Source organism: Paenibacillus sp. FSL H8-0548 (assembly GCF_038630985.1).
Classification (GTDB): Bacteria; Bacillota; Bacilli; order Paenibacillales; family Paenibacillaceae; genus Pristimantibacillus.
In genome coordinates, this window is record NZ_CP152049.1 from 6,584,059 (window position 1) to 6,609,536 (window position 25,478).

General features: G+C 41.3%; 23 protein-coding genes and 1 pseudogene. 10 read left to right on the plus strand and 14 right to left on the minus strand.

Annotated features, from left to right (window positions below; translation table 11 throughout):
• Window positions 1-19: 19 nt before the first annotated feature.
• On the minus strand, window positions 20-1,393 hold the full coding sequence (locus tag MHI37_RS27750) for an extracellular solute-binding protein (RefSeq protein WP_076336725.1): 1,374 nt from the start codon (window positions 1,391-1,393) through the stop codon (window positions 20-22).
• Window positions 1,394-2,022: 629 nt separating this feature from the next.
• On the minus strand, window positions 2,023-5,271 hold the full coding sequence (locus MHI37_RS27755) for a family 78 glycoside hydrolase catalytic domain (protein ID WP_076336726.1): 3,249 nt from the start codon (window positions 5,269-5,271) through the stop codon (window positions 2,023-2,025).
• 407 nt (window positions 5,272-5,678) lie between these two features.
• Here MHI37_RS27755 and MHI37_RS27760 point away from each other — a divergent pair, with 407 nt between their 5' ends.
• Both MHI37_RS27760 and MHI37_RS27765 read left to right on the plus strand, forming a co-directional pair.
• Window positions 5,679-7,424: a histidine kinase gene (locus MHI37_RS27760; protein WP_076336727.1), complete on the plus strand. Its 1,746-nt coding sequence runs from the start codon at window positions 5,679-5,681 to the stop codon at window positions 7,422-7,424.
• A 14-nt stretch (window positions 7,425-7,438) separates the two neighbouring features.
• On the plus strand, window positions 7,439-8,980 hold the full coding sequence (locus MHI37_RS27765) for a response regulator (protein WP_076336728.1): 1,542 nt from the start codon (window positions 7,439-7,441) through the stop codon (window positions 8,978-8,980).
• Between the two features lie 294 nt (window positions 8,981-9,274).
• Here the strand turns inward: MHI37_RS27765 and MHI37_RS27770 are convergent.
• Window positions 9,275-9,717 (minus strand): annotated as a pseudogene (locus MHI37_RS27770) (MerR family transcriptional regulator).
• A gap of 1,197 nt (window positions 9,718-10,914) precedes the next feature.
• On the opposite strand from MHI37_RS27770, the gene MHI37_RS27775 reads away from it, so the two are divergent.
• The 6 genes from MHI37_RS27775 to MHI37_RS27800 all read left to right on the plus strand — a co-directional run bounded on the left by MHI37_RS27775 (window position 10,915) and on the right by MHI37_RS27800 (window position 14,586).
• Window positions 10,915-11,496: a sulfurtransferase TusA family protein gene (locus MHI37_RS27775; RefSeq protein WP_076336730.1), complete on the plus strand. Its 582-nt coding sequence runs from the start codon at window positions 10,915-10,917 to the stop codon at window positions 11,494-11,496.
• 7 nt (window positions 11,497-11,503) lie between these two features.
• The gene (locus MHI37_RS27780; protein WP_076336731.1) at window positions 11,504-12,640 is read left to right on the plus strand and encodes an MBL fold metallo-hydrolase; all 1,137 of its coding nucleotides are present in this window, start codon (window positions 11,504-11,506) and stop codon (window positions 12,638-12,640) included.
• A 30-nt stretch (window positions 12,641-12,670) separates the two neighbouring features.
• Window positions 12,671-12,898: a sulfurtransferase TusA family protein gene (locus MHI37_RS27785; RefSeq protein WP_076336732.1), complete on the plus strand. Its 228-nt coding sequence runs from the start codon at window positions 12,671-12,673 to the stop codon at window positions 12,896-12,898.
• A 23-nt stretch (window positions 12,899-12,921) separates the two neighbouring features.
• Window positions 12,922-13,707, plus strand: a complete 786-nt coding sequence (locus MHI37_RS27790; protein WP_076336733.1) for a sulfite exporter TauE/SafE family protein — start codon at window positions 12,922-12,924, stop codon at window positions 13,705-13,707.
• A gap of 44 nt (window positions 13,708-13,751) precedes the next feature.
• Window positions 13,752-14,231, plus strand: coding sequence for a DsrE/DsrF/DrsH-like family protein (locus tag MHI37_RS27795; RefSeq protein WP_076336734.1), 480 nt, complete (start codon window positions 13,752-13,754; stop codon window positions 14,229-14,231).
• A 91-nt stretch (window positions 14,232-14,322) separates the two neighbouring features.
• Window positions 14,323-14,586 (plus strand): metal-sensitive transcriptional regulator, encoded by a 264-nt coding sequence (locus MHI37_RS27800; protein WP_076336735.1) that lies wholly within the window; start codon window positions 14,323-14,325, stop codon window positions 14,584-14,586.
• 43 nt (window positions 14,587-14,629) lie between these two features.
• Here MHI37_RS27800 and MHI37_RS27805 read toward each other — a convergent pair whose 3' ends face one another.
• The 3 genes from MHI37_RS27805 to MHI37_RS27815 form a co-directional block, all read right to left on the minus strand.
• The gene (locus MHI37_RS27805; RefSeq protein ID WP_076336736.1) at window positions 14,630-16,738 is read right to left on the minus strand and encodes a cation-translocating P-type ATPase; all 2,109 of its coding nucleotides are present in this window, start codon (window positions 16,736-16,738) and stop codon (window positions 14,630-14,632) included.
• Window positions 16,728-17,099: a metalloregulator ArsR/SmtB family transcription factor gene (locus MHI37_RS27810; RefSeq protein WP_076336737.1), complete on the minus strand. Its 372-nt coding sequence runs from the start codon at window positions 17,097-17,099 to the stop codon at window positions 16,728-16,730. The genes MHI37_RS27805 and MHI37_RS27810 overlap by 11 nt, the downstream gene beginning before the upstream one ends.
• A 185-nt stretch (window positions 17,100-17,284) precedes the next feature.
• Window positions 17,285-18,811, minus strand: coding sequence for a TniQ family protein (locus tag MHI37_RS27815; RefSeq protein WP_076336738.1), 1,527 nt, complete (start codon window positions 18,809-18,811; stop codon window positions 17,285-17,287).
• Window positions 18,812-18,861: 50 nt separating this feature from the next.
• Here MHI37_RS27815 and MHI37_RS27820 point away from each other — a divergent pair, with 50 nt between their 5' ends.
• Window positions 18,862-20,727 carry a TniQ family protein gene (locus MHI37_RS27820; protein ID WP_083676237.1) on the plus strand — a complete coding sequence of 622 codons (1,866 nt, stop codon included), beginning with the start codon at window positions 18,862-18,864 and terminating at the stop codon, window positions 20,725-20,727.
• Window positions 20,728-20,777: 50 nt separating this feature from the next.
• Window positions 20,778-21,170 carry a hypothetical protein gene (locus MHI37_RS27825; protein WP_076336740.1) on the plus strand — a complete coding sequence of 131 codons (393 nt, stop codon included), beginning with the start codon at window positions 20,778-20,780 and terminating at the stop codon, window positions 21,168-21,170.
• A gap of 64 nt (window positions 21,171-21,234) precedes the next feature.
• On the opposite strand, the gene MHI37_RS27830 is transcribed toward MHI37_RS27825, so the two are convergent.
• The 8 genes from MHI37_RS27830 to MHI37_RS27865 form a co-directional block, all read right to left on the minus strand.
• The gene (locus MHI37_RS27830) at window positions 21,235-21,678 is read right to left on the minus strand and encodes a dual specificity protein phosphatase family protein (protein ID WP_256710509.1); all 444 of its coding nucleotides are present in this window, start codon (window positions 21,676-21,678) and stop codon (window positions 21,235-21,237) included.
• Window positions 21,662-21,964, minus strand: coding sequence for a hypothetical protein (locus MHI37_RS27835; protein ID WP_342556566.1), 303 nt, complete (start codon window positions 21,962-21,964; stop codon window positions 21,662-21,664). Before MHI37_RS27835 ends, MHI37_RS27830 begins: the two co-directional genes overlap by 17 nt.
• A 38-nt stretch (window positions 21,965-22,002) precedes the next feature.
• Window positions 22,003-22,152, minus strand: coding sequence for a VOC family protein (locus MHI37_RS27840; protein WP_256710510.1), 150 nt, complete (start codon window positions 22,150-22,152; stop codon window positions 22,003-22,005).
• 1 nt (window position 22,153) lies between these two features.
• Complete coding sequence (gene arsC, locus MHI37_RS27845) at window positions 22,154-22,579, minus strand: arsenate reductase (thioredoxin) (protein ID WP_083676238.1); 426 nt, start codon at window positions 22,577-22,579, stop codon at window positions 22,154-22,156.
• Window positions 22,580-22,582: 3 nt separating this feature from the next.
• The gene (locus MHI37_RS27850) at window positions 22,583-24,034 is read right to left on the minus strand and encodes an arsenic transporter (RefSeq protein WP_083676239.1); all 1,452 of its coding nucleotides are present in this window, start codon (window positions 24,032-24,034) and stop codon (window positions 22,583-22,585) included.
• Complete coding sequence (locus MHI37_RS27855; RefSeq protein WP_076336742.1) at window positions 24,031-24,363, minus strand: metalloregulator ArsR/SmtB family transcription factor; 333 nt, start codon at window positions 24,361-24,363, stop codon at window positions 24,031-24,033. The genes MHI37_RS27850 and MHI37_RS27855 overlap by 4 nt, the downstream gene beginning before the upstream one ends.
• A 151-nt stretch (window positions 24,364-24,514) precedes the next feature.
• Window positions 24,515-24,976 carry a hypothetical protein gene (locus MHI37_RS27860; RefSeq protein WP_076336743.1) on the minus strand — a complete coding sequence of 154 codons (462 nt, stop codon included), beginning with the start codon at window positions 24,974-24,976 and terminating at the stop codon, window positions 24,515-24,517.
• A 42-nt stretch (window positions 24,977-25,018) separates the two neighbouring features.
• Window positions 25,019-25,405, minus strand: coding sequence for a hypothetical protein (locus tag MHI37_RS27865; protein ID WP_076336744.1), 387 nt, complete (start codon window positions 25,403-25,405; stop codon window positions 25,019-25,021).
• Window positions 25,406-25,478: the final 73 nt, after the last annotated feature.

The window sequence follows — 25,478 nt, forward strand, 5'->3', positions numbered from 1 at the left end:
CCCCTTTTTTCTAATGTCTTCACTTGAAGTTCGGATCGTCCTTGGCTTTTGCTGCTTTTTCATAATCCTTTTGTTGTGCTTCTAGCACTTGTTCAGGCGTTTTCCCGCCAATAATGATATCCTGCAAATAAGCTGGGAAAGCCGCGTTGATATCGTATTTCATACTAAACCCGTCGCCACTCGCTCTACCGGCATCCAAAAAGGCTTTGGCTTCAAGCTCCGCTGGTGTTAATGATGTCACCGTTACACCCTTAATTGCTGGAATACCGCCATCTTTGCCGAAGAAAATATTTTGCGCTTCTAGAGATTCGAAGAAGTTAACAAACTTCTGTGCAGCTTCTTCATTTTTACCTTTGACCACAAAGACGGCATTTGGTGCAAAAATATAGCTTTTGTCGGCTTCAGCGCCTTGGTAAGGCATAATGAACGCGCCAATGTCTGCTGTCTGATCCGGGAATTTACTGGCAATATCGGTCATTACCCAAGTCGCCATAATGTACATGCCTGCTTCGCCCGTTGCCAAAGCCTTCTGTGCATTATCGTAAGTATCAGAAAGCACGTCCTTGTTTGTCAGCCCTCTAGACGTCACATCTTTAAGGAACTGCAGCCCTGTTTTACGAGCTGTCCAATCTGTGAATTTTGCTTGATTAACATCGATTTTAGCGAGAATCTCAGTCGTTGAAGGTGTGGCTTGTGCATGCTGCACGGGTAATTGCAATGTCCATGCATCTTTACCGGAAAGGTATACCGGAATTTTCCCGCCTTTCTTGAGCGCCTCGCTAACGCTCCAGAATTCATCCATCGTCGTGGGTACTTGAAGCCCTAAGCTTTCGAATACCTTTTTGTTATACAGAACTACACTTGTATTAGAACCGCCATATGGAGCTCCATAATATTTACCGTCTTCAAGAGCTGTCATAATGCCCTTCCAAGATTCCTTGTCAAAATTAGTTATCCACGGCTGATCCTCTTGGCTAACGAATGTATCGGACATTTTACCGAAGCCTTGTGTATCCCCAAGACCAGCGTAGTAGAACAGTAGATCCGGCTTATCTCCAGTAGCAAAGCGGGCTTTGACTAGATTAACGCCATCCATACCCTCGGGGATTTTCTCTATTTCTAATTCAATGCCCGTTTTCTCAGCTGCTGCGATTAGGACTTCATCCATACCGCTTTTAAACCAGCTAGCATGTCCAATCCCTTTGATCTTGATCTTCTCCAAAGGTGCACTTGGGCTTTCTTCAGGTGTAGATGGACTAGCACTTGGTGAACCCCCATTGTTTGTGGAACTGCTTGAACCCTCATTATTCCCACTGCCACATGCTGTAACGACCACCATCAACAAAGCTAATATCGCTGCAGCAAAAACTTTTCCAAAATGTTTTTTCCTCAAAATTTTCCCCTCTTTTCGAATCGATATTGGTTGAGACGTTCTCAGTGTACCGTCTGTATCAATCAAACAAAATAGATATTCTTATTCATCGCAGGTGGATAATCTTATCCACCTCTCGATATCATCAGTCTAAGCATCATAGTTAACCTTGACTCTATTACAATTGATATAGGTTCATGTTACAGCATTAAAAAAATGATTGACTTCTAAGATGCCTATCGAATGAATTTGATAATATAAGCACGCAGCTCTACCTGAATTATGATACTGTCGACAATACAAAGATCTTCTATCTTAATATTCTTAATAGGTCTACCGATGTAAGCCCATCAATAATAACATCTACGAATCGGAAGCCTCTCATTTATGGATTCCCTTAATCGCTCCATTTAGCGGCAACATGTTCTATCGATATTCCGCTAGCGATGAATGGACGAATAAAAAGCAACCTGCTGTATTTTCCTTCATAAGCAAAATATTTCCGTGTTGCTCGTAACCAGTAATTTGGCGAAAAGGGCTATCCAAACAAGGAAACGATGTTTAATCATTTGGATACAGTCTTGGAGGCAGGAACCGTATTAAATGTCAACCAAGTTCAATTGGCAAAACACCCGCCAGCCACACTTGGTTCACCGCGAATGAAACGAATAACATCCGGATAAAACGAGATATTCTGTGGAACTTTCTGTCGCTGAGACGAGTGTGACTCCCGCTGCATCGCCAGCTAATACTCCGCTCTCTGTAACCATTTGCTGTGGGAAGGTCGGAATAATAACTGTAGCCGATGTGTTGGCCGGCACCTCAACCTTTAAGTGCAACTCCTCCTCATTCTTGCTCCATTCACAAGAAATAGTTCCTCGAACTGAGTGGTAAGCAGCCTCCACCCAGTCGATTGAGCCGGCGATCTTCGGCTCAATTCGGACCCGCTTATACGAGGGTGCGTATTCATCCGGACGAATGCCGCCGAAGCTTTGCAGCATCCACTCGGCAATGGAGCCGAAACCGGAATGAACAAAGCCGTTCATCGCGCTGGGGTTAAAGCCTAATCCGGCAACATAGGAGTCGAGGCGCTCCCAAACCGCGGTGGCCCCGTGATCAATCATATGACCAAAAGACGGCGACTCCGACCGCATGGCCATATGGAAAGCCAACTCATGCTGCCCGTTGTCAGAAAGGGCATTTAACAGAGTATTCGTAGTCGATGTACCCGTAGTGAAGAAGCCGTCATACTGCTCAATCGCCTCAAGCATCCTTTTCAGGACAACGGCTGCATCAACAGGCTTCACAAGTCCATAACCAAGTAGCAAACCGTAAAGGGTTTGAGCAGCCACAGCTGGTTCCTGCGAGGCGACTATCGTACCAACAAATTCCTGAGTCAGCCTCGCAGCAAACCGCTCAAGCTTATCGGCAGCATCCTGGTCACCGACAACACGTGCGGTTTTCTGTACCAGTTGACTGATCTGCAGAAACGCCAGCATTTCATAATGATATTTGTCCATGCAGGGAGGTCCGGTATCTTTCCATAAGGTCGCTCCCGGCCGGACAGTCATGTGAGACGCCAAGTGATCATTCCAGCAATACTCAAAGGGCTCCAGCCCGCTTTCCAGCCGGTTTTGCAGCAACAAACAATAAGCCAGCAGCAAGGGATACGTCTCCTCCAACAATCGCTTGTTGCCGTAATTCAAATAAGAAGACCATGCCGTGGTAACAGCTGCATCGGACCAGCCGGCCGAAGGAGAGATTAATCTCATCCGCGGGGCCGTGCTGTAGAAATATCCTTCATCGCTCTGCTCATCGGCCATATCGGTGATTCTGCGCGGGAAGTGGGAGGACATATCCAGCATATAAGGGAGTGATTGGGAATGGGTGGTGAAGCAATCGCCCAGCCAAGGCCAGCGCTCGTCCCGATCCACGACATCAACAAGCACACTTTTCATGCAGGCTTGATAGGTCGATCGTATATTGGACCAGAGTTGATTCAATCGTCTGTCCGAGGTTTGCAGATTGGATGCCACCGCATAATCATCCGCAATCATAATAGCGGTTATATCTACCAGTTGGTCCCGTGCATTCAAGCCCGTTACCTCGATATAACGAAATCCCTGAAAGGTAAATGAGGCTTCAAACGTCTGCACTCCCCGGCCATTCAAAATATAAACATCACCATTATTATATGCACCCCAGAGACTGTCTGTATAAAGCGAAGCGTCATCCTTCAATTCGGGGATATAGCGCAGCTTGATCCGGGAACCTGCCGGACCTTGCAAGGTGACCCGGCAAACGCCGCCGACGGTTTTGCCGAAGTCATATAACCAAACGTTGAGGCCAATCTCCTTGACGGACTCGGAAGGGAACTCCGTTAAACGGCGGATCGGCTGCACAGTTTGCGGTGATTTCTCCAAAGCCCAAGAAACAGGCGATACTTCAACCAGCTTCCAAGCGGCTGCGCCTGAGAAAGCGGGCTCAGACCAGCCCGGCATCTCTTGCCGGGAATCATAATGGATTCCATCATACATGCTAGTTTTGCGATAGGGGCCGTCTATGGTATATGTCCAGTCGGAGCAGGTGCCTATCGTCACTTGCGAACCATCCGTATATTCGATCTCCAATTGCGAAATTATTCGCGGAATCGCATCTCCGTATCTCCCTTCGGCAAAGTTCTTGTATTGATCGTATCCGTCGAGGCGAAAGCGTGAGCGGTACCAGCCATCAGCCAATATTGCGCCGATGGCATTAGCGCCTTGATTTAATAACGTGGTTACATCGAATGCCTGCACAGCGACCCGTTTGTTGTACTGGGTAAAACCCGGTGCTAGGCAGTGGTCACCGACACGTGAACCATTCAAATAGAGCTCATAAAGCCCAAGGGCCGTGACATAAATCATAGCCCGTTTAATCGGCTGGCCGATCATAAATTCATTTCTAAAAAACGGAGATGGGCGCAGATTACGGCGACTGCCGGGATCATATGCCGTCTGCCCATCTGTCAGAAAGACCGTTCCGAATCCTTCCTCCACATTCTCATAGGAATCCAGCGCACTCACTTTACAGCCTAGTGCTATATTAACGCCATTACTCAGCACCTCTAATTCTGCCAGCTTCAAACAGTAGGTCGGGCCTGCGAATGCAGCTTCCGTTTGCTTGAGTGAAGTCAATCGGATATAACGTCCACTGGTTTCAGCAAAAGCGGAGGTTAAACACGATTCAAATGCGACATCCACTTCAGAATAGTCCACTGCCAGAGTACAGTCCAGCATATCCGCATTTTCTGAAACTTCGACTTTGAAACGCATAGGAAAGCCATCGGACGGAGGTATTTCACCACCCTCCGGACGTAACCCCCGCCTTCCGGCTGCAGCAAACATCCGAATGCCATCGACCTTGCGTGATTGGCCAAGATCAATTTGCACCCATTTCTGCTCCAAAGGATTCGTTGTTTCCAAGGACATATAACCGAGACAAACCGGTGAATCCTCGATAAATTCTAAAGCGGTAATCCATTCGGCTTTCCAATCTTCACTCTGCAAGAGCCCTATGGAAAATTCGGCAGTCTCATCGGCTTCACTTTTCTCTGCCATACCGCCAGCCGCAACCGTCCATATATATACCGTCCAGAAACAACCGTCTCCTGAAGACAGCACTGACCCACCATATTCGATATGGAGCGTGTCATCGGAGTCAATTTTCCCGGAATCCCAGAGGTCAGCCAAGTCCGGCCTTAGTTTAGCCGGATCGGAGGCAACCAGGATTTGATAAGCTGCTTGTTTAACGTTTCTTCTTTCATCTGCGATTTCCCAAGAAAATCTGGGTTTAGGAGTGCTGATCCCGAGTGGATTGATCAAATATTCACAGCGCAAATAACTGGCTTTACTGGGCATAGGAGTCTCCTTTATGGTTGGCATGCAAACTCAGTACAACTCGATCGCTCAAAGCGAAACCGTGCATCTTGTCTTCAAGGCGTACCTTCATATCAAAAGATAGTTAACATTTTGAATAAACGTAAGTAATTTCATGTCGACTTCTAAACTAGGCTACAGCAAAGAAGAAATCGTCAGATGAGATATCAGCTAGATTCGCCAGACCTTCGATTCTAACGATCTCAGTTTAAGGCCTGTATCCATCAAACGAAATAGACATTCTTATTCATCGCAGGTGGATAATCTTATCCACCTTTCGATATCGCCATTCTAGCTCCATCGTTCACCTTGACTCTATTTCAATTGAAATAGGTTCATGTTACAGTATTAAAAAAATGATCGAATTCGAAGATGATAGGTGGATGCTAATGTTCTCCTCCAGCAGCTTACGCGCAAAACTATTCCTAACCTACATGCTTATTATTCTGGTCTGTACGCTTGGCGTTTCCATTCCCTCTTATTTTTACATTAAAGAAAATATCGAAAGCAGTACCCTCTCGAACCTAGAGCAGTCGGTTCAAGGGGTGTCCGATCAATTAAATGCCTATCAGAACGAGTTTGATAATATCAGCACGCAGCTCTATCTGAATTATGATGCTGCCGGCAATACGATGATTCATTATCTTAATGTTCTCAACACGTCTGCCGATTCAATCGAAAGACTAAAAGCAACGCAATCCCTTGATAAATTTATCCAAATTAACAGTTCCATTTATCAAGATCTCTATCGCATTACTCTCTATGCTAATAGCGGTCTTCTCTTCTCAAGCAAGCCCATCGTTAATAATATCTATGAATCGGAAGCGTCACAAACTTGGGTTTCCTTAATCGCTCCACTTCGCGGCAACACGTTTTATCGATATTCTACTCATGACGAATGGACGAATGAACAGCAGCCATCCGTCTTTTCCTTCATCCGTGCCATCGACCCTAACGACCAGCAATCGGGATATATCGAAGTACAGATCAAAGCCGCTGATATCCTGGCATCCGTTGATTCACTCAATTGGGAAGGAAGCCAATTCCAATTATTAGACGACAAAGGCAATGCTTTTTACACCATGAAAGCAAACGAAGAACTAAAAATAGCCAGTAATAACAGAGATAACTTCTATACCTTTACGAAAACAACCAGCAAGAAATATATCGTTGCCGAGCTCACCGTCACCAAGGACCTGGTGCTCGCCCCTATTCGATTACTTCGAAACATCTTTATAGCATCTCTTGCGGTGTTTCTTATATTTTCTGTTTTCTTCTTATCTTTTTTAGCCAAAATTTTGATCAATCCCTTAATTAAGCTTAAAAGCAGCATAGATCGGATCGACTTGGTAGATAAACCCCTCGGCATTGAAAATAAATATAAAATGAACGAGGTTGATCAGATTAACCGTGCCTTCCGAATTATGAATGATCGGCTGCAAAACTCATTACAGCAAATTATTCAATTTCGCACCCTGCAGTTGCAATCCCATTTCGATACGCTGCAATCACAGATCAACCCCCACTTTCTATTTAATATGCTAGGAGTAATTCAAGCCTTGTCCGATAAAGGGGATACGGAAAAGATCAATAAAATCACGTCTAATCTAGCGGATTTCTTAAGATATTCCTCTGCTACCAGCTCACCTGTCACTTCATTAAAACAAGAAATAGAGCTCACGAGGAAATATCTAGAGCTCATGAAATCTCGTTATTTATACCGCTTGGAGTACAGCTTTGATTTGGACCAACAAATGAATGATTTGATCGTACCTAAGCTAACCCTTCAGCCATTAGTGGAAAACAGCCTCCAACACGGCTTTAGAGATGCCCATCCCCTGAATATCCGTATTTCCGGTAAGATAATCGGAGATCGGTGGGAGTTGACCGTGCAGGATGATGGAATTGGATTTTCAGAGACCGTCTTGCCAACGATACGCGATAAGGTAGAATCCTATTTACAACAACTCGACACCATCGCGCAAGGTGATCGATTGGGATTCGGAGGAATGGGATTATGCAGTACTCTAGCGAGGATGCAGTTGATCTTGAAAAACCAGCTTCATTATACGGTCGGCAACAATGTGAATAGGGGAGCTTACATCACGATGTCCAGCACTATTAAATTTCTCTAGGAGGCATACGCGTAATGAAGATTATGCTTGTAGATGACGAACCCGTTTTTCTGGAGCAGTTAAAAGAACTTATTCTTCGGATAGCCTCCGAAGAAGGCGCCTATTCGTTTGAAATTATCGCGGAATGTTATAGCGGCCAGATGGCCCTTGATCAAATTCCTTTCTTAATTCCCGATGTCATTATTACGGATATTAAGATGTCGGCGATGGACGGCATCGAATTGTCTCATAAAGTCCAGCAGCGTTGGCCTAGCACCGCAGTCATCATTATTAGCGGCTTCTCTACCTTTGATTATGCTAGAGATGCATTACGAGCTAACGTCGAGGAGTATTTGTTAAAACCCATCGAAACCGATGCCGTAAGAACCGTTCTTTTACGGATTCAAGAAAGACTCATGAAAAAAACGTATTCTCGGAGTAAAGAGATTTTACAATTGATTATTGAATCGAAGCGAAACCCCTCTTTGCCTGAGCTTATTCAAGAGCGATTATTTCCTTACTCTAATTATGCGTTGCTAATCATTCCGGATCATGACTTCTCGATCGATAATGATTTGCTGCTTCCCCAGTCCTTAAGCGCAGAAAAAAATTACTATAGCGAAGCCAAAAGCTACATCGACGAACAGGAAGAGCTTTGGGTATTACGGACCAAGAGCAGGCGAGAGCTTGCGATCCTGATTGGTTTTCATACAGTTTCAGCTCTAAAGCTGCAAAATCTCCTTCAGTTTTCACAGAATCATTTTATGAACAAAGGCCTTAGTCCTTCCATTGCTTACAGTGATAGCTTGCGTGATTTGGCAGATATCAATATCATTCAACAAAAACTGATTGATGAGCTATATAAGAACTTGGTTATTGGAGAGCCGAAGCTCATATCCTTAGCTGACTTCTCAGATCCTCTTCATGATAATTTTCTATTAAAAGCAGAAGAAGTAGAGCAGCTTTCCCTCTACTTGAACAAAAGTGACTGGAAACAAATTAAGAAACTTATTTATCAACTCTTTCAGAACTGGGGTAACCAAAAAACCCCCCTATTATATTTGGAAAAAAACGTAAAGAGCATCGTCCGTTTATTGGAACAGCAATTGCCTCCTATCGACATCGTTACAAGCAAAACCCTTGAAATTCGAATAGAGGAAATATGCTTTGTCTCTTTTTCGTTCTCGGAAACAGCAGATTCCTTCTGGGATTTAATCATTCACGTGTTCCAGCCTCAGGTCCATGAATCAGATTCAGGAGCTCTACTTTTCCAACAGATTGAAAGTTACATTTCGTCTCATCTGAAGGAAGCACTGACTTTAGGTGATTTAATGAAACGTTTCCATATCTCCAGCTCCTATTTATGCAACTTATTTCGTAACAATAGCGGCAAATCATTCGTGGAGTATATTACCACGCTGCGTGTAGAGAAAGCAAAATCACTCATGCTTAACTACCCCACTATGCTGCTGAAAGATATTTCGGAAATCGTAGGCTATCAGGATCATCATTATTTTAGCCGTGTATTTAAGACAGTCGTTGGAACAACGCCTAAAGAATTCAAGAATATGAGCTAAACCATTTTGACCCTCTTGCGCTACATAATGTTCTCGGAAGCTTCATCATAATAACCTTGGACTATTCCAATGAGGATGGCATAACTTGGAATGGAAATATGGGAAAAAGAAAAGCCGAGCGACATCAGGAGTAAATGACTGAGAATCGGTCGGCTTATTTTAAGTGTTCTGATTATCATTCTACTATCGTCTTACGCTAGTTTTTGACTGATGTGAATCTTGTTCATTGCAAAGCCAATTAGGAATTTAAAACCGAGTATTTTCTTCAAAGCGGTGGGGTCTCACGTAGATCTCTCACACCTTCCGAACAGTGGGCGAGTAAAATGCGTCACTATGCATATGCTGAATTTTGTCCCTGTTTGCAGGATTGGTCGTGTCTGGAGATCGGTGCTCCAGAATGGCTTGATATAGGCCGGTTATTTCTTCCAAATGGGCAACGTGCTGTTTGGCTTCTTTGAGCTTAGCGAGCGCCGCTTCTTTATGCTCCATCATGAGTGCGGAGCGTTGCGGATAGTCGAATCTCCTTCGAGACAGAGATCGACGTGCATTTTTATGACTTCAATCGGCATACCGGATTGCTGGAGGCATTTAATGCCATGTAGCCAGTTGATCGATTCTTCCCCTCGATACGCGGGAAAGTCTTTTCTTATAGTACCGCGATCCGAAAGTCGCCAATATGATAGGCAACTGGAGAGTCGAACTGTAAACCTTGATCGAACCGTAAACTCATCACGCATTTAGCCTCATCTATTAAGAAAGGACAGGGCGGGTTCCCCTTGTCCTTTTTATGTACCTCATTGCAAAATCCAAGAATAGTAAAACTTTTTCTAAGAGTGCAATGAAATCTATACTCCTACCATTACAGGTAACATACAAAACCACTGAGACATCCATAACAATCTTGCCCGCTGAATTGAGCGTTGCCAGTCTAACAGTTTATTTTCTTCTGACAGTTAAATCACATACTAATTTGCAAAGGTATGAACTATATTGTCAAGAAATTAACTTTAATGTCACCGAACACAAACTCCATATTCGAGATTTAAACAATTCTTAAGAACAAAAATAGGTAGCCCGGAATATATCATCAGGCTACCCTCTAGATGTTTTAATGCATCAATTCATATGTGGTTCCAAACATTATTTATTGGTTCCGTAGTTTCTTTATTTGGTTCCAGACTTTTTTACTGGTTCCACACTTTTATTTCACTGAACGTTTTTGTGAGTTATACCTACAAATGGCATAAAAAGCACCTTTTTTAAGCGATAATATAACAACGAATTGACACTTTATATATCTGCTAATGGCATAAACCATCAAAACTATATCTTAAGATGACATAAACCGGAACTAAGTTTCGTAGCTGTTCAATTGATGAGGGGAGTATTTGGACAGGTTACCGTAGAAATATAGGTTACCTGTATTAGTAGGTGTTCCACTATTTTTAAAAAAGATGTTGGTTTTTGGAATGAAGGAGGGCATCGTCATATAACATGATATCGATAATAAAATCATGCCTAGACATAAGACTGTCTTACAATTCGAAGGGATTTTATACGACGAACCTAAAAAGCTCATGATCGCTGCAATTGCCCTTCCGGAGAAGTTAAGGGTTGCCCCATTTTTCGCCTCCGCAAATTTCAAGCAGTCGGCTACTTTGTTTGAAATGTAAAATAGCTTATCCTCCATATTGCTCATCGTTATCCCCCATGATTGCATTAACATAATTATAGATATAGTTAAGGGAATTAAAATAGAGGCACCTCAAAAGAGGTGCCTCTATTTCTTTTAACTGCATTCTGTTTTCAATTCTCCGATATTCGTTGAATGTGGTTTGTTTAATTTTCCCAGTTTACTTCCGTATACCCTATGGGGTATATTAGGTCCATGGTCATGAATACCCCATAGGGTATACGGAAGGAGACGAACATTAATGACGATTCATGTAGATAGAATCTTGGACGCTAAAGGATTAGCTTGTCCGATGCCTATTGTGAAAACGAAAAAGGCTATGGATGAGATTGAATACGGTCTTGTTTTGGAAGTACAAGCTACGGATTCAGGTTCCATCGCCGACATTCAAAGTTGGGCAGCCAAAATAGGTCATGCTTACTTGGGAAACAAAATGGATGGAAATGTCATTCATCATTATTTGAGGAAAGCGAATCCCGCCGAAGTTACGCCAGAGCAAAGGCACCCTATTACATTGTTAAACGATGACCTTCAACAGCATTTGAAGCAGCCCCATTTGTTCGAGCATGCCATTATAATCGATGTGCGTGAGCCGGCTGAATATGCATTCGGGCATATCCCTGGTGCGATATCCATCCCATTAGGTGCTTTGGCAAAACGCGCGTCTGAGCTAGATCCTAGTAAGGACATTTATGTAATTTGCCGTACGGGGAACCGAAGCGACATGGCAGCACAAGCTTTAACAGAGTTAGGATTTGCAAAAGTAACGAATATTATTCCGGGTATGTCTGAGTGGACTGGTCCCGTCCAATGCGAGGAGTGATTATTTTATGACAAAAGTTAATCCAATGACCTCCACTCACTTAGCCCGTCACGTTATCGAAAACAAGCCTATATTTGTATTGGATGTTCGTAATGAAGATGATTTCGCATCTTGGAAAATCGAAGGTCAACAAGTTGAAATCTTCAACACTCCTTATTTCGATTTGCTTGATGGTGTCGAAAACATTCTCAGTCAAATACCTGATGACAAGCCGGTCATTGTCGTTTGCGCGAAAGAAGGCTCTTCGATTTTTGTAGCGGAACAATTGCTTGAAGCCGGCTTAAATAATGTCTCCTACCTTGTTGGGGGCATGAAATCATGGAGCGAACATCTTGAACCCGTTAAAGTTGGCGATCTTCAAAACGGAGGCAAAATATTTCAATTTGTGCGGATGGGCAAAGGTTGTCTGTCCTACATGATTGTCTCTGAAAATGAAGCATTGATCGTTGATGCAGCGCGCACGCTGAGCGCTTATGAAGAGTTTGCATTTCGAAACGACATTACGATCAAATATCTAGTGGATACCCACCTACACGCCGATCATATTTCCGGCGGTCGCGAATTGGCACTTAAGGTTAACGGGTTTTACTGGCTCCCGCCAAAGGATGCTGAAGAGGTAACGTTTGATTATCATCCCCTTGAAGAAGGGAATGAAATTACCATCGGCGGAACAACTGTAAAAGTTGCACCTATCTACTCACCTGGTCACACCATCGGTAGCACGACGCTTCTCGTTGATGATAAGTACCTGCTTACAGGTGACATATTGTTTGTTGAATCGATTGGTCGCCCCGACCTTGCCGGAAAAGCTGATGATTGGGTTGGCGATCTTCGAAATACCCTGTACAGCACTTATAGAGAGCTCGATGAAGAATTGGTCGTCCTCCCTGCTCATTTTGCGAGTGTATCCGAACTTAACGAAGACGGAACCGTATGGGCACGACTGGCAGACTTGTTTAAGCGGAATGCAGGACTTAACGTAGCAACAGAAGCAGCGTTCCGTAATTTGGTTTCAACTAATCTTCCACCGCAGCCGAATGCTTATCAAGATATCCGCCTAGTCAACATGGGGGTATTAAGCCCAGCAGAAGATGAAAAAAGGGAAATGGAAATGGGTCCGAACCGCTGCGCTGTTCACGGCTAACCAAAAAATCAATTCGGAGGCGAAGTATAAATGATTATTAAAAAAGTTGTCGATGCCAAGGGGCTAGCATGCCCGATGCCAATCGTGAGAACCAAAAAAGCAATGGACGAACTCATTACCGGAGATGTGCTGCAGGTACTAGCCACCGATAAAGGCTCCAAACCTGATTTAGCAGCTTGGACGAAATCAACTGGTCACATGCTTATCGAAAGTAAAGAAGAAAATGGCGTATTTATTTTCATGATTCAAAAAGGTTAAGATATCCGTTTTGAATCGGAGGTATTGATATGGATGTATCTTTCATAATCGTTTTATTCGCAATTGGAATAGCCGGATCGCTCATTTCAGGAATGGTGGGAATCGGTGGAGCGATTATTAATTTCCCTTTGCTGCTTTACGTACCGCCTGCCCTGGGTTTTGAAGCATTTAGCTTGCAAGAAGTTTCCGCAATTACTGCTATTCAGGTCTTCTCCGCTACGCTATCTGGCATCGTTGTATATAAAAAAAGCGGTCTTATTAACAAGGCGTTAGTCATTAATATGGGATCAGCAATTATTGTCGGGAGTTTTATCGGAGGTTATGGGTCGAATTTTTTACCTGATGCCACGATTAGTACCGTATATGGCATACTGGCTACGATTGCAGCTGTAATGATGTTTATGCCGAAAAAGAAAGTTGAACTACTTGAATCGAACGATCTTGTTTTTAATAAGAAACTCGCTGCTTCATTTGCCATCGTTATTGGAATTGCTTCCGGTATCGTCGGTGCAGCTGGGGCGTTTATTACCGTCCCTGTAATGTTAGTCATACTCAAGATCCCAACACGCATAGCAATCGCTTCATCACTCGCGATTACATTCATATCGTCTATCGGAACTACAGCGGGCAAGCTGATGGGTGGACATATGCTTCTTGTTCCAGCTATCGTGATTGTAATTGCGAGTACATTTGCATCACCTTTGGGAGCAATGATTAGTAAAAAGCTTCACACGAAAACATTGCAGTTGATTTTGTCTTTACTAATTTGCATTACAGTCGTTAAGATTTGGTTCAATATTTTTTTGTAATTCAAGATACCCATACCAGTATTGGTATATAAGGAGCGAATGAAATGTCTGTTAAAGAAAAGTCGACGATTGTATTATTTAGCGGAGAAATGGATAAAGCAATTGCCGCTTTCATAATTGCAAACGGGGCAGCCGCTTATGACCATGAAGTGACGATATTCTTTACCTTCTGGGGGCTGAATGCCTTACGTAAAGATGAGCTAGTACCTACCAAAAAAGGATTTTTAGAAAAAATGTTCGGAAAAATGATGCCTCGTGGTGTAAACAAAATGGGGCTTTCCAAGATGAATTTCGGAGGAGTGGGTCCTAAAATGATCAAGCACGTCATGAAAAAACATAATGTGCTGACTCTCCCCCAGCTAATTGAACTGGCACAAGAACAAGGTGTAAAACTTGTTGCCTGCACAATGACGATGGACTTACTCGGGCTGCAGCAAGAAGAACTGCTTGATGGAATCGATTATGCCGGTGTAGGAGCTTATCTTGGAGATGCGACTGATGCTAAAGTGAATTTGTTCATTTAACGCTAACCCATTCACCCGCTTGGTATTGTTATGGACCGTGATATAGGACATAATAATACGTGTACCGGTTTGGGTATAGGGAGGGTAACCTATGATACATTATGATGACGATATAAAAAAGCGCATAAAGAGACTTGAAGGTCAAGTTCGTGGCGTTCTTAATATGATGGAAGAGGAAAAGCACTGCAAAGAAGTGGTTACTCAAATTTCAGCCATTCGAAGTGCAGCCGATAAAGCTATCGCATACATCGTTGCCAAAAACCTTGAACAGTGTATTCTCGAAGAAAGAGAAGCTGGCAATGACACAAGTAAAGTAGTCGCTGAAGCAATTGAGCTTTTGATAAAAAGCAAATAAAGAAAAACCGGACCATGCGTTTACATGGTTCGGTTTTTTAGTTTCATTTTTTCTTTTGTATCAGCACTGTTAAGCTGACAAGAGTTACAAATATTGTTGCTCCCATGTCCGACAGGATTGCTATCCAAAGTGTTAGCCAACCGGGAATCGTAAGCAGAAGGGCGATCAGTTTCAAACCAAGAGCGAATATGATATTAAATTTAATAATGGTGTTTACGCGTTTTGCAATCGAAATTGCTTCAGGCAGCTTCCCTAAATGATCCTGCATTAACACGACATCCGCTGTTTCAATAGCGCTATCTGTCCCTTTACCCATGGCTATTCCAAGGTCGGCTGATGCCAAGGCAGGAGCATCGTTTATGCCGTCTCCAATCATGGCTACCTTACCATGCAACACAAGTTCCTTCACCTTAGCCACTTTATCTTCGGGTAAGAGGTTCCCGAAATATTCGGTTACACCTACAAGTTTAGCAACTTTCTCAGCTGTTTTTTGATGGTCACCAGTGAGCATTACGGTATGCTTAATACCGATTTCATGTAGGGACCGAATGACTGCTTTGCTTTCTTCGCGAATTTCATCAGCAATACCGAACATGCCCAATACTTCAGTTTGGCTTGCAACCAGAACTAAAGTCAGCCCTTGTTCTTTCAAGACATTAATATCCTGACGCACTTCATCCGGAATTTGTACATGCTCCATGCTCTTCTCGTTACCCAGATAATAATGCTGCCCATTTATTTTAGCGACAATCCCTCGACCGGATACGGTCTCGATTTCATAGGGATCGGCAGCAGTGACTCCTTTTTCATTAAGATGTTTCATAACTGCTTTAGCGAGCGGATGAGACGACGATTTTTCAACCGCATAGGCTACTTGGTAAAAAGCCTTTTCTTCGTAACTTTTGATCACTTCTACATAAGGTTCACCCTTTGTTAGCGTACCCGTTTTATCGAATGCGAGCGTGTCTATCTTTCCAAGCTGTTCTAAAAACACGCCACCTTTTACTAAAATACCGTTTCTAGCGTTGCGTGTTATTCCGGCTACAATGGCTATTGGAGAAGATAAGATTAACGCACATGGACAACCGACAATAAGAACGGCTAGACCTTGATACAGCCATGTACTCCAATCCCCGTTAAAAAAAAGTGTAGGGATAAACATGACAAGAACACTTACAACGATAATAGCTGGCGTGTAGTATTTCGAAAACCGATTTATGAATAATTCGGTTGGTGTTTTTGTTTCCTGCGCCTCTTCTACAAGATGCAATATTTTTGCAAGCGAAGAATCTTGATATGCCTTTTCAATTTTAATTTTAAGGACACCTTCGTTGTTAATACTGCCTCCATATACCGGCTCATTCGTGCTTTTTTCAACCGGCAAAGACTCACCTGTTATGGCTGCTTCGTTTACCGAACTTTTTCCTTCAACTACGACTCCATCAGATGGGATTTTTTCACCGGAACGAACAAGAACGATATCCCCGATTTGCAGTTTTCCAATTGGAACAATCCGCTCGGAACCATCTGATAATACCGTGGCTTCTTTTGGCGCTACTTGAAGCAAGGTTTCCATGGATTTACGTGCTTTCTCCATACCAAGTCCTTCTAAGAGTTCATTTAGCCCAAATAATAAAGCTACTAACGTCGCTTCTTTCCACTCGCCTATCCCTATTGCACCAATTAATGCAATGGTCATCAGAGTATCGATATTGAATTTGAAGCGAAATAGGTTCTTAATTCCTTTAACGAACGTTGGGTATCCACTGATCGCCATCGAAAACAGGAATAACAATATAGCAACGATATTTGGAACAACTCCCTCTATTAGCACAGTAATTCCAAACACTACAGCTGCAAGGATTAAAAGACGCTTTGCATTCGACTGACTAGAGTTATCTTGAGAGTGCTCATCTGATGCATCTTGTTTATGCTGTTCAATATCTTCTTCAATGTAAGCTCCATCGCTTTTTAAAACGTTTTTTACATCGACTAAAGAGATCTCTGGATTAACTGATAATTTCCCGGTATTGTAGCTTAATTTAGCGTCAGATCCGTTCTCCAGCTTTTGAATTTGTTCTTCAAGCTCACGGGTACAATTAACGCATGTCAAACCCTTGATGCGGTACTCATTCTGAACATCATTTGCCACTTAAAATCAACTCCTGACTGTGATTAGAGGCTATACGCACCAATTGACGCACATGGTCGTCTTCTAAGGAGTAGAACACCAATTTACCCTCTTTACGGTTTTTTGCCAGACCGAGTTGTTTAAGTGTTCGCAAATGGTGTGAGGCTGTTGCCATTGTCGAATCGATTATGTTTGCAACATCACATACACAAAGTTCATCTTCCTCACAAAGAGCAAAAGCAATTTTCATTCGTGTTCCGTCCGCTAATACTTTGAACATATTTACCATGCTTTGAATGTCCTGTGATTCAAGAGAAGCCTGCACTCTTTTAACTTTAGGTTCATCAAAACAGAATATTTCACAACAATCTTTCTCCCTCATACAATCGCCTCCAATAATCAAACAATGATTTGATTATTCTTAACATATCACAATTAGCAACCTGATTCAATAATCAAACGACTATTTGATTATTATTTCTAATATCAATACTGATCATCCATCGTCCAGTAAATAACTAATGTAAAAAAAGTCCGTGACGGCAAGATTACTGCCATTACGGACTTTCATTTTTGTTCCAATTGCGTTATCAGCTTATGAACATTCGCTTTAGTTTCCTTAATGTAGTCAATTATTTCTGGATAGCAAATTTTAAGGTTGGTGTAGCTTTCTCCAATGCAAGAAATAATGTCTGTTGTCCTTAATTTTGATTTCTCTTCTAATAATTCCAATGCAGCGTAATGCACTAGCTTTTTATAGGTTTCAATCTTTTGAGCTCTTCGTTTTTCTTTATCGCTTTTCGCTTGCTCCAATATCCATTTCCATAATTCCGGATATCGTTCCTTTACGGATGTAAAAGAAAGTCCAATAATTTTTAAAACTTCTTTCGCAATGACAGGCTTACCTTCCTTATTTAATTTATCCAAGTATTCAATCGTTAATTTCCGTAAACGAATTTCTCCCTCTTCTTTACGATCGTTTTTTTGTTGTTTGGTCGCCTTAACAATGTCATTTGTAAAACCGAACACAGAGATTGTACTTTTGGATACATTAATATAAGAAGATATCGAGGTTATTGTAATATCCAAATCATAAATCAGAAAGTGATCTATTGCTTCTTGAATAAGTGTTTCGATCTGCATTTTATCATAAGCTTTCTTAACGATTGGTGTGTATTTATTTTGTTTTTCACAAACAGACGCTATGAAGCCATCGGTTATTGAAAGTGATGATAATGTTCGTATATCAACCTTTGCCTTTCTTATGATTTCAAATGTACGTTCAAAACCAATTCGCTCACTACTTCCGCCTTGACATATCATTTTTTTAAATTTGGAAACAGCTAATTTTGTTAAGATTGATTGTTTATTTGAGAAGTTATTGTTGGCTTCACTCTGGGAGATATACATTAATATGACTGCCTTACCTACTTCCTTGTTTACTCCCTTTATTTCTGGAAAGATCTCTGTATCAGGATCCAGTAAATATCGCCATTCTTCATATTTTCTTTTTTGTTCCATAATATCCTCAGTTGAAATGCAAGTCGATTTTTGATTATGTAAATCATGTAATTTATTATCACAAAGTAATAATCCGGTTTGTTCCGAAAAATAAGGCTGCGATTTAAAACAAATGGGACAATCTGATAATAATTTTGTTAGATGAATTTCGCATAGATCAATTTCAGCTATTTGCCATAATAGTTGATAACCGCTTCCATCCTTCAAACAGTCAGGGCAATAACGACGGCAGTCTTTTATTATGTATTTAGAAATTCTGCTTCGAACGCCACTAAAGTTTAAAAGCTCTACATCAGAGTATAATTTTCTTATGAGAGGCTGGAATGTCATCCTTTCTATGTACGATTCAGATTGACCAATCCATTTCCCCATTTGCTTTACGTTAGTAATACTATTAGGGTATAGATCAAGCAAATATTGATTTCCGCCCCTTGATTTTGATACCCCCTCCCTCCTTAATGCACGAAAAAACACATTCACATTCATATTATTTGCCTTCGAAATCCTCATTAGATAACTCGAAAGACACTCACCTTGAATATGGGCTGGACGAATACCCAATTTTCCCTCCATCGATCTGCCTCCTAATCACAACCTACACATAGTAGCAGTCTGTACATTTTTTGTACAATTTAGGCGCAGCACCAAAAAGTTGTAGTTTCTTGTTCATACTAATAATAAGAAAGGGAGGATTAGCAATCGAACGACTGACAATACGTTTAAAACCATTTCCAGATGAATCGTTTTCTGGATATCTCGAGCGAGTAAAAAATAAAAATGGCGTTACTAGGTTGAGCATTATCCACTCATGCTTGATAAATCATAGTCAAGCCCAAGTGAGCGATCTTCCTAAGTTGGATATCTTCCCTCAGAGCCATATTAATGTAGATAAATTATGTGAGCTTCTATTATGTAAGCCTGATATCCTAATGAACACAACATTATTGCCTGTCCTTAAAATTTTTCAGTTTAAAAATGATTTGCAACGCTCCCGCTTCCTTAGTGGCTTGATTTCTTCGGAGTATAGATATTGCCCCCACTGTCTAAGAGATGAAGAATATCAGCGATTGCACTGGAGAATATCGGACATTACTGCTTGTAACACTCACAAATGCAACCTGGTGAATTACTGTGGAGTATGTAATAAAACCATAGTTTTGCATGACGTAAGCGCACCTAGCCAGTGTCCTTATTGTCATGCCTATTTATCAGCCACTGTCACCTCGCAAGCAGAAAATAATGAATTAATTAAATCACAATGGTACAGTGTGACGTGGCAAACGCTTCTGAAAGAGAAAGGTAATATTGATCCACAAGAAATTACAATTCGCCTACTTTATGTGATTGGTAAATCTAGTCCTGTATTCGAGCGAGAGAAATTTGTTGTTCCTATAGGCAATCCCCATCTTCTAGCTACGTTACTACAACATGCCCGTTCGTCGTTGTCGCAAAAACGAACACTTCACTTATCCTATATATGTAAAACGCTCTTTCAATACGGTGTTTCAATGGATTCATTTTTGCACCTAGTTGTCCCAGACAGTTTCAAGGATTCTTTATTGGAGAAACAAGTTGGTAAGAAAGTAGTCCGTTTCACATGTCAGGCGCCATGGTGCAAACTTTATAACAAAATAGGTTCCTTACAAAAAAAGCAAACCAATTATTACAAAGGAACCGAGGATAAGCCACTATATTATTATATGTTTTGTCCCTCTTGTAGCTGTAATTATGCATTGAATACCGATGGAATACTGGTTGAGCGCACTAATTTTATCGAGGGGTACAATCTGCTTTCAACAATAGGATTGGGCAATTACAGTATTAAGAACGTTTCAAGGCTTATAAAAAAATCAGAAGACGTTGTCCGCAGGCTGCTAGCTTATTTTCATCATTATGGTTTATTCCAAGCTATCCTGAAGCCAGTCTTTATTGAAAAAGAACTTTTTGATGACTTCACAAATGCACTGGCACAAGGCTATAAAATCAAAAATATTCAAATGTGGGATTGCTGGAACTGCAGTTCTCATTTTTTTGCGTACCGATATCACCCTCAAATTATTAAAATCACTGAAAGATTAACACGTCGGCGGCAAAAGCCCGAGGTTAGCAATGAAAGATTCGGTATTATCAGAAATACACTTCGAGAAATGCTCAATAAAGATCAGACGATTACAACAACTACTGTTTCACAAATACTTAATACCTGTCCGGAGACCTTACGTTTAAAGGGGTATAATCCACTTATTGCACAAGCGAAAAAGAAACAACGACAAGATCGTTTAGCCAAGAAAAAAATAATTATACTTCAAAAAGTGGAAATTTACTTTGGAGTGCAATCAACCCGAACCATTACATCTACAGCACTATATCAGTACCTAGGTATCCAAAGAAGTGTGCTTTGGCGAAATTCGCCAGAGATAACGGCATATATTGGGGATCGAATAAAACAACACAATTGTTCTCTAAATAGTGACCAATTAATTATATAAAGCCTGTCATATATATAAGTATGTGGTTATATACTTATATTGAGGTGATTATGATTAGTCAAAAAGCAATAAACAAAGTTATTGCCTTCCCTAGCAGAGGAAGAGCTAAGATTGGTGTATTTGCAATTGTTAATTGCATAAACAAAAAAGTTTTTATTGGCTCTGGCGATTTACAAAGAAGAAAAACAACAAACTGGAGTTTACTAAGAGCTGGAAAACACCATAACCAGAAGTTGCAAAAAGAATGGAACGAATTTAAGGAAGAACATTTTAAGTTTGTTACTCTTTTTGAAGCTTCTAGCTCTGACGACATGGAGTTTTTGAATGACTGTGAAGCATATTGGATTTCCTTAACAAATGCAGCAGAACTACAACATGGCTATAACACTTACAAGAAAACTCCAACTAAACGAGATTTCATCCTTCGAATTGAACCTATGTAGCAAATAATCCGGGACGCAATTGTCCCGGATTATTTGCGCTGCTCAATACTGTTATTTAAAAGTGTTAATTCATGTATATTTTTTGCAACAATCCCTTTTGTACTGGTTTAATATTGATAATTTTTCTGATGTTTTTTGCCTTTGTTTCAGCATCCTCGATTGTATTGGCGAGACCCAGCTCTAACAATGTACCAGCAGCAACGGTCCCTGTTCTGCCCTTGCCTCCGCCACAGTGAAAGGCAACTTTTTTTCCAGCGTTATAAGCTCCAACCACCTCGTCAATGGCTCGTTTAAAGAGATCTGCTTCATTTTCTTTCGTATCGTCTTCAAGCGGAACTTTCACCCAGCGCACATGATCTGCTGGATATGCACACTCCGTCGCTTCCTCTCGTAGATCCACAACAACTTCAATGCCTTCGTTTATAACCATTGCTTCTACATCGGCAGCGCCGCCCATGAAGATTTTATCATCAATAAGTGCGTGGTATTGCTTATTTACATTCGTCAATTATTTTTATCCCCTTTTTAAACGACCCGAACTGAACAGCAACAGGTTGGCTTGGTGGCGAGCAACATAAGGACAGGTCTCTTTCTTCACCGGCACTTTCAAATTCCGAATCTTCTCTTGTATATAAAATCTCCCACGCGGTTCCATCCGCATCATATACCCAAACTTTATCTTGTACGGCGTAGCAGCATGTTGTATTCATCTCATCAATTAACAGTAAACCGGATTGGCGTAGACGCTCACCTATAGCAAGAACTTCTTCGGTATTGTTAACTTGAAAACCCAGATGGTTGAGTACGCCTTTTCTCTCAAATGGTCTTACATTTAACGAGAAATGAAGGCTGGATCAACGAGCTCAAATTTTGCATAATTGTCCTTTACTTTTGTAGGTTCGGCACCAAAGAAAGCCTTATAAAAATCAAGCGACTTTTGAAGATCGGTGCAATTTACGGCAATATGCATCCGTTTGATCATCTTACTTGCCTTCTTTCACAAATTGCTCAATACGATTTCTTATCGAATCACGTACTTCAGTAAATTTAGCCGTGATTTCTTCTTCCGTACCCGTCGCCTTCGCTGGGTCATCGAAGCCCCAATGCCATCTTTCCGCTTTGTCGTTACGTACGACCGGACAGTTATCGTTGGCATGACCGCAGAGTGTGATGATATAATCTGCTTGTTTTAATATTTCAGGATCAATAACATCCGAAGTATGGTTCGAGATATCGATGCCTGCTTCTTTCATCGTTTGAACAGCACGAGGATTTAATCCGTGTGCTTCTAGACCTGCACTCCTCACCTCATATTTATCACTTCCAAGTGCCTTTAAGTATCCATCGGCAATTTGGCTTCTGCAGGAGTTTCCCGTACATAAAAAGTAAACGATTGGTTTGTTGTTCATGATTTAACGATCTCCTTTATTGTCATTTTGGCTAACTTTCACAATCTCTTCTGGACTGTTTACTTTGCCTATTTTCGAGCTAATCAAAGCTTTTACAAACATAGCGATAACGACCAATATTGCTGTAATAACAGCAATTAAAACCCACACATTTACGCTTGTTGAATGGATCAGATATAGCCACAAATACAAGCCCGTCAATGTGATAAAGAGCGTTGGGACCGTAAGAATAATCCCCGTTTTAAAATAATTGCCCCATGTGATTTTCACATCCTTACGTGACAGTACATGCAGCCACAAAAGTGTCGCCAGCGAGCCGATCGGCGTGATTTTTGGACCCAAATCACTGCCGATGATATTGGCATAAACCAAAGATTCTCGAATCACGCCTTGCGTTGCTGTTCCTTTTATGGCAAGTGCATCAATCATCACGGTTGGCATATTGTTCATGACCGAGGACAATATCGCCGCAAGGAATCCCATACCAATGGTGGAGATGAATAAACCTTGGTCGGCGATGACTTGAATGATTTTCCCCAGTTCATCTGTTAGTCCCACGTTCCGAAGTCCATAAACAACCACATACATACCAATGGAGAAGATAACAACTGCCCATGGTGCTTCCTTGACTAGCTTCCACGTATGAATAGCTGGACTGCGGCGTGCAGCTATAATAAATAGGATCGCAACGACGCCTGCAATGACGGAAACCGGAACAAGAATGAACTGGCTGATAAGGTATGCAACAAGTAACACGGCTAAGATTACCCACGAGAATTGAAACATCTTCTTGTCCTTAATGGCTTCTTCAGGCTTTTTAAGCTGTTTTACATCGTAATTATTTGGGATGCTTTTGCCGAAGAACAAAAACAAGACCAGAAGACTCGCGAGCAGCGAAAAGAAGTTTGGAATAATCATCCGGCTCGCATACTCGATAAATCCAATACCAAAATAATCAGCCGAAACGATGTTAACAAGGTTACTGACGACAAGCGGAAGCGATGTCGTATCCGCGATAAAACCACTAGCCATAATGAAAGGTAAAATCATTTTCTGATCAAACTTGAGCGCCCTAACCATGGCAAGCACAATCGGCGTTAAGATAAGTGCGGCACCGTCATTAGCAAAGAACGCCGCTACTGCCGCTCCGAGTAAAACGACATACACAAACATAAGTTTGCCATTGCCTCTAGCGAGCCTCGCCATGTGCAGCGCTGCCCATTCAAAAAAGCCGATTTCATCTAAAATGAGAGAAATCAAGATAATGGCTACAAAGGCAAGCGTAGCATTCCATACAATGCCCGTAACCGTACCAACATCTGCAAAGCTTACGACGCCAAACACAAGCGCTAAAACCGCTCCGGCAGCTGCCGACCAACCAATATTAAGCCCTTTCGGCTGCCAGATTACAAAGGTAAGCGTAAGTAAAAAGATGAAAACGGCAATGACTGTCATACTTCCTCCTGAGGACTGCAGCAATCGTTATTAAGACAAGCTACTTTGTCTTTCATAGTCGGCAAGTGTTCATAAATACACTGTACATAGGATTCAGCTGCAGGATTTAACGAATAATATACCCACTGCCCTTTTTTCCTTTCATTAAGAAGACCAGCTGACTTTAGTTTTCGCAGATGCTGGCTGGCATTGGGCTGTGACATGCCAATAATGTCGGTGATGTCGCAGACACAAAGTTCTTGTTCTTTAAGCAGTGCTACAATTGTCAGCCGCGTTTTATCGGCTAATAATTTATAAGCCTCTGCCATCTCCTGTATCTTTCGTTCCATATGTAGCACCTCCTGTAATTTGTCTTGTTGTATTCAATCATGCAATGACATAACTATATAATGAATTACTTATATAATCAATGACGAATATATTAAAGGATTGTAAACATAAAAGGCAACCCAATTTAGGCTACCTTTTTTTATTTCCATATTAAAAGTCATAGTGCATTCTTGGCGAATATGGACTCACAGCATGATTATCTATCTCATAAATGAAGCCCTGCTTCTCCCAAAAAGAAGCTACCTCGGTGTCTTCACTTTTCAAAATAACTCTAGGTACTCTCAAATTAGAGAAATACCTTTTGAATTCCTCGATAACTTGTGTTCCAAAACCTTGTTGTTGAGGATTGATAATGATGTCTTGTATTTTTAATGTCGGACCCGTAATCAACATTAACGTATGTTGATCCACAAATGAATTTGCTTTGTCAAAGATAACAATCTTAAACAACAAATTACTTTGCGACTTATTGAATACAGAACTTCGATAAGTAACTAGCAACTCATCTTTTTGTTCGCTTGTATCGTATTCAATCGTGTGCTTCATTATTTTCGATAGTTCTTCGTTGTATGCTTTAAAGATACTGTAATCAATTGTACTGAGCATTCCCATGATAGCGATCGATTCTCCTCCAACAACCGAATAATAAATCAGTTATAGAGTCATTATTTCGTATTCTTCGGGAATATTCAAGTCAAGAAATTTGTGCGCACAGTATATTCTCTTTATTAATTTATTTTTATAGAAGCGAGCATCTTCTTGTAAAACGGCGGAAAAATATTGTGCCAGTGAAATTAAAAAATTAACATTTGTTTGTCTTCTTCGAATTGATTCCTCGCTTACAATGCCACCATCGGATACTCTCTTTAAAATAAATCTTTGCGATAATATCTGATTGAAATAAATATTAATGGCGTAACAACAAACCGGAAAGTCATTATTGTTAGTCTCATATTTAACGGACACTTCCAAGATAATTTCTCCCCCTTTTGGAAAGCCTTCATAAGAAAGTTGAAGTACCTTATTCAAATCTTCTTCCAAATTGTATCCCCCCATTCCTTTTTAACATTATGCTATTTTTAATCGACTCCCTTTTCTTTTCTCCTGCAATGTC

Bases quoted from the DNA above. Each gene is read 5' to 3' on its own strand.
- MHI37_RS27755 (WP_076336726.1), bottom strand. From the start codon at position 5,271: ATGCCCAGTAAAGCCAGTTATTTGCGCTGTGAATATTTGATCAATCCA.
- MHI37_RS27760 (WP_076336727.1), top strand. From the start codon at position 5,679: ATGTTCTCCTCCAGCAGCTTACGCGCAAAACTATTCCTAACCTACATG.
- MHI37_RS27765 (WP_076336728.1), top strand. From the start codon at position 7,439: ATGAAGATTATGCTTGTAGATGACGAACCCGTTTTTCTGGAGCAGTTA.
- MHI37_RS27775 (WP_076336730.1), top strand. From the start codon at position 10,915: ATGACGATTCATGTAGATAGAATCTTGGACGCTAAAGGATTAGCTTGT.
- MHI37_RS27780 (WP_076336731.1), top strand. From the start codon at position 11,504: ATGACAAAAGTTAATCCAATGACCTCCACTCACTTAGCCCGTCACGTT.
- MHI37_RS27785 (WP_076336732.1), top strand. From the start codon at position 12,671: ATGATTATTAAAAAAGTTGTCGATGCCAAGGGGCTAGCATGCCCGATG.
- MHI37_RS27795 (WP_076336734.1), top strand. From the start codon at position 13,752: ATGTCTGTTAAAGAAAAGTCGACGATTGTATTATTTAGCGGAGAAATG.
- MHI37_RS27800 (WP_076336735.1), top strand. From the start codon at position 14,323: ATGATACATTATGATGACGATATAAAAAAGCGCATAAAGAGACTTGAA.
- MHI37_RS27810 (WP_076336737.1), bottom strand. From the start codon at position 17,099: ATGAGGGAGAAAGATTGTTGTGAAATATTCTGTTTTGATGAACCTAAA.
- MHI37_RS27815 (WP_076336738.1), bottom strand. From the start codon at position 18,811: ATGGAGGGAAAATTGGGTATTCGTCCAGCCCATATTCAAGGTGAGTGT.
- MHI37_RS27825 (WP_076336740.1), top strand. From the start codon at position 20,778: ATGATTAGTCAAAAAGCAATAAACAAAGTTATTGCCTTCCCTAGCAGA.
- MHI37_RS27840 (WP_256710510.1), bottom strand. From the start codon at position 22,152: ATGATCAAACGGATGCATATTGCCGTAAATTGCACCGATCTTCAAAAG.
- arsC (WP_083676238.1), bottom strand. From the start codon at position 22,579: ATGAACAACAAACCAATCGTTTACTTTTTATGTACGGGAAACTCCTGC.
- MHI37_RS27850 (WP_083676239.1), bottom strand. From the start codon at position 24,034: ATGACAGTCATTGCCGTTTTCATCTTTTTACTTACGCTTACCTTTGTA.
- MHI37_RS27855 (WP_076336742.1), bottom strand. From the start codon at position 24,363: ATGGAACGAAAGATACAGGAGATGGCAGAGGCTTATAAATTATTAGCC.
- MHI37_RS27860 (WP_076336743.1), bottom strand. From the start codon at position 24,976: ATGGGAATGCTCAGTACAATTGATTACAGTATCTTTAAAGCATACAAC.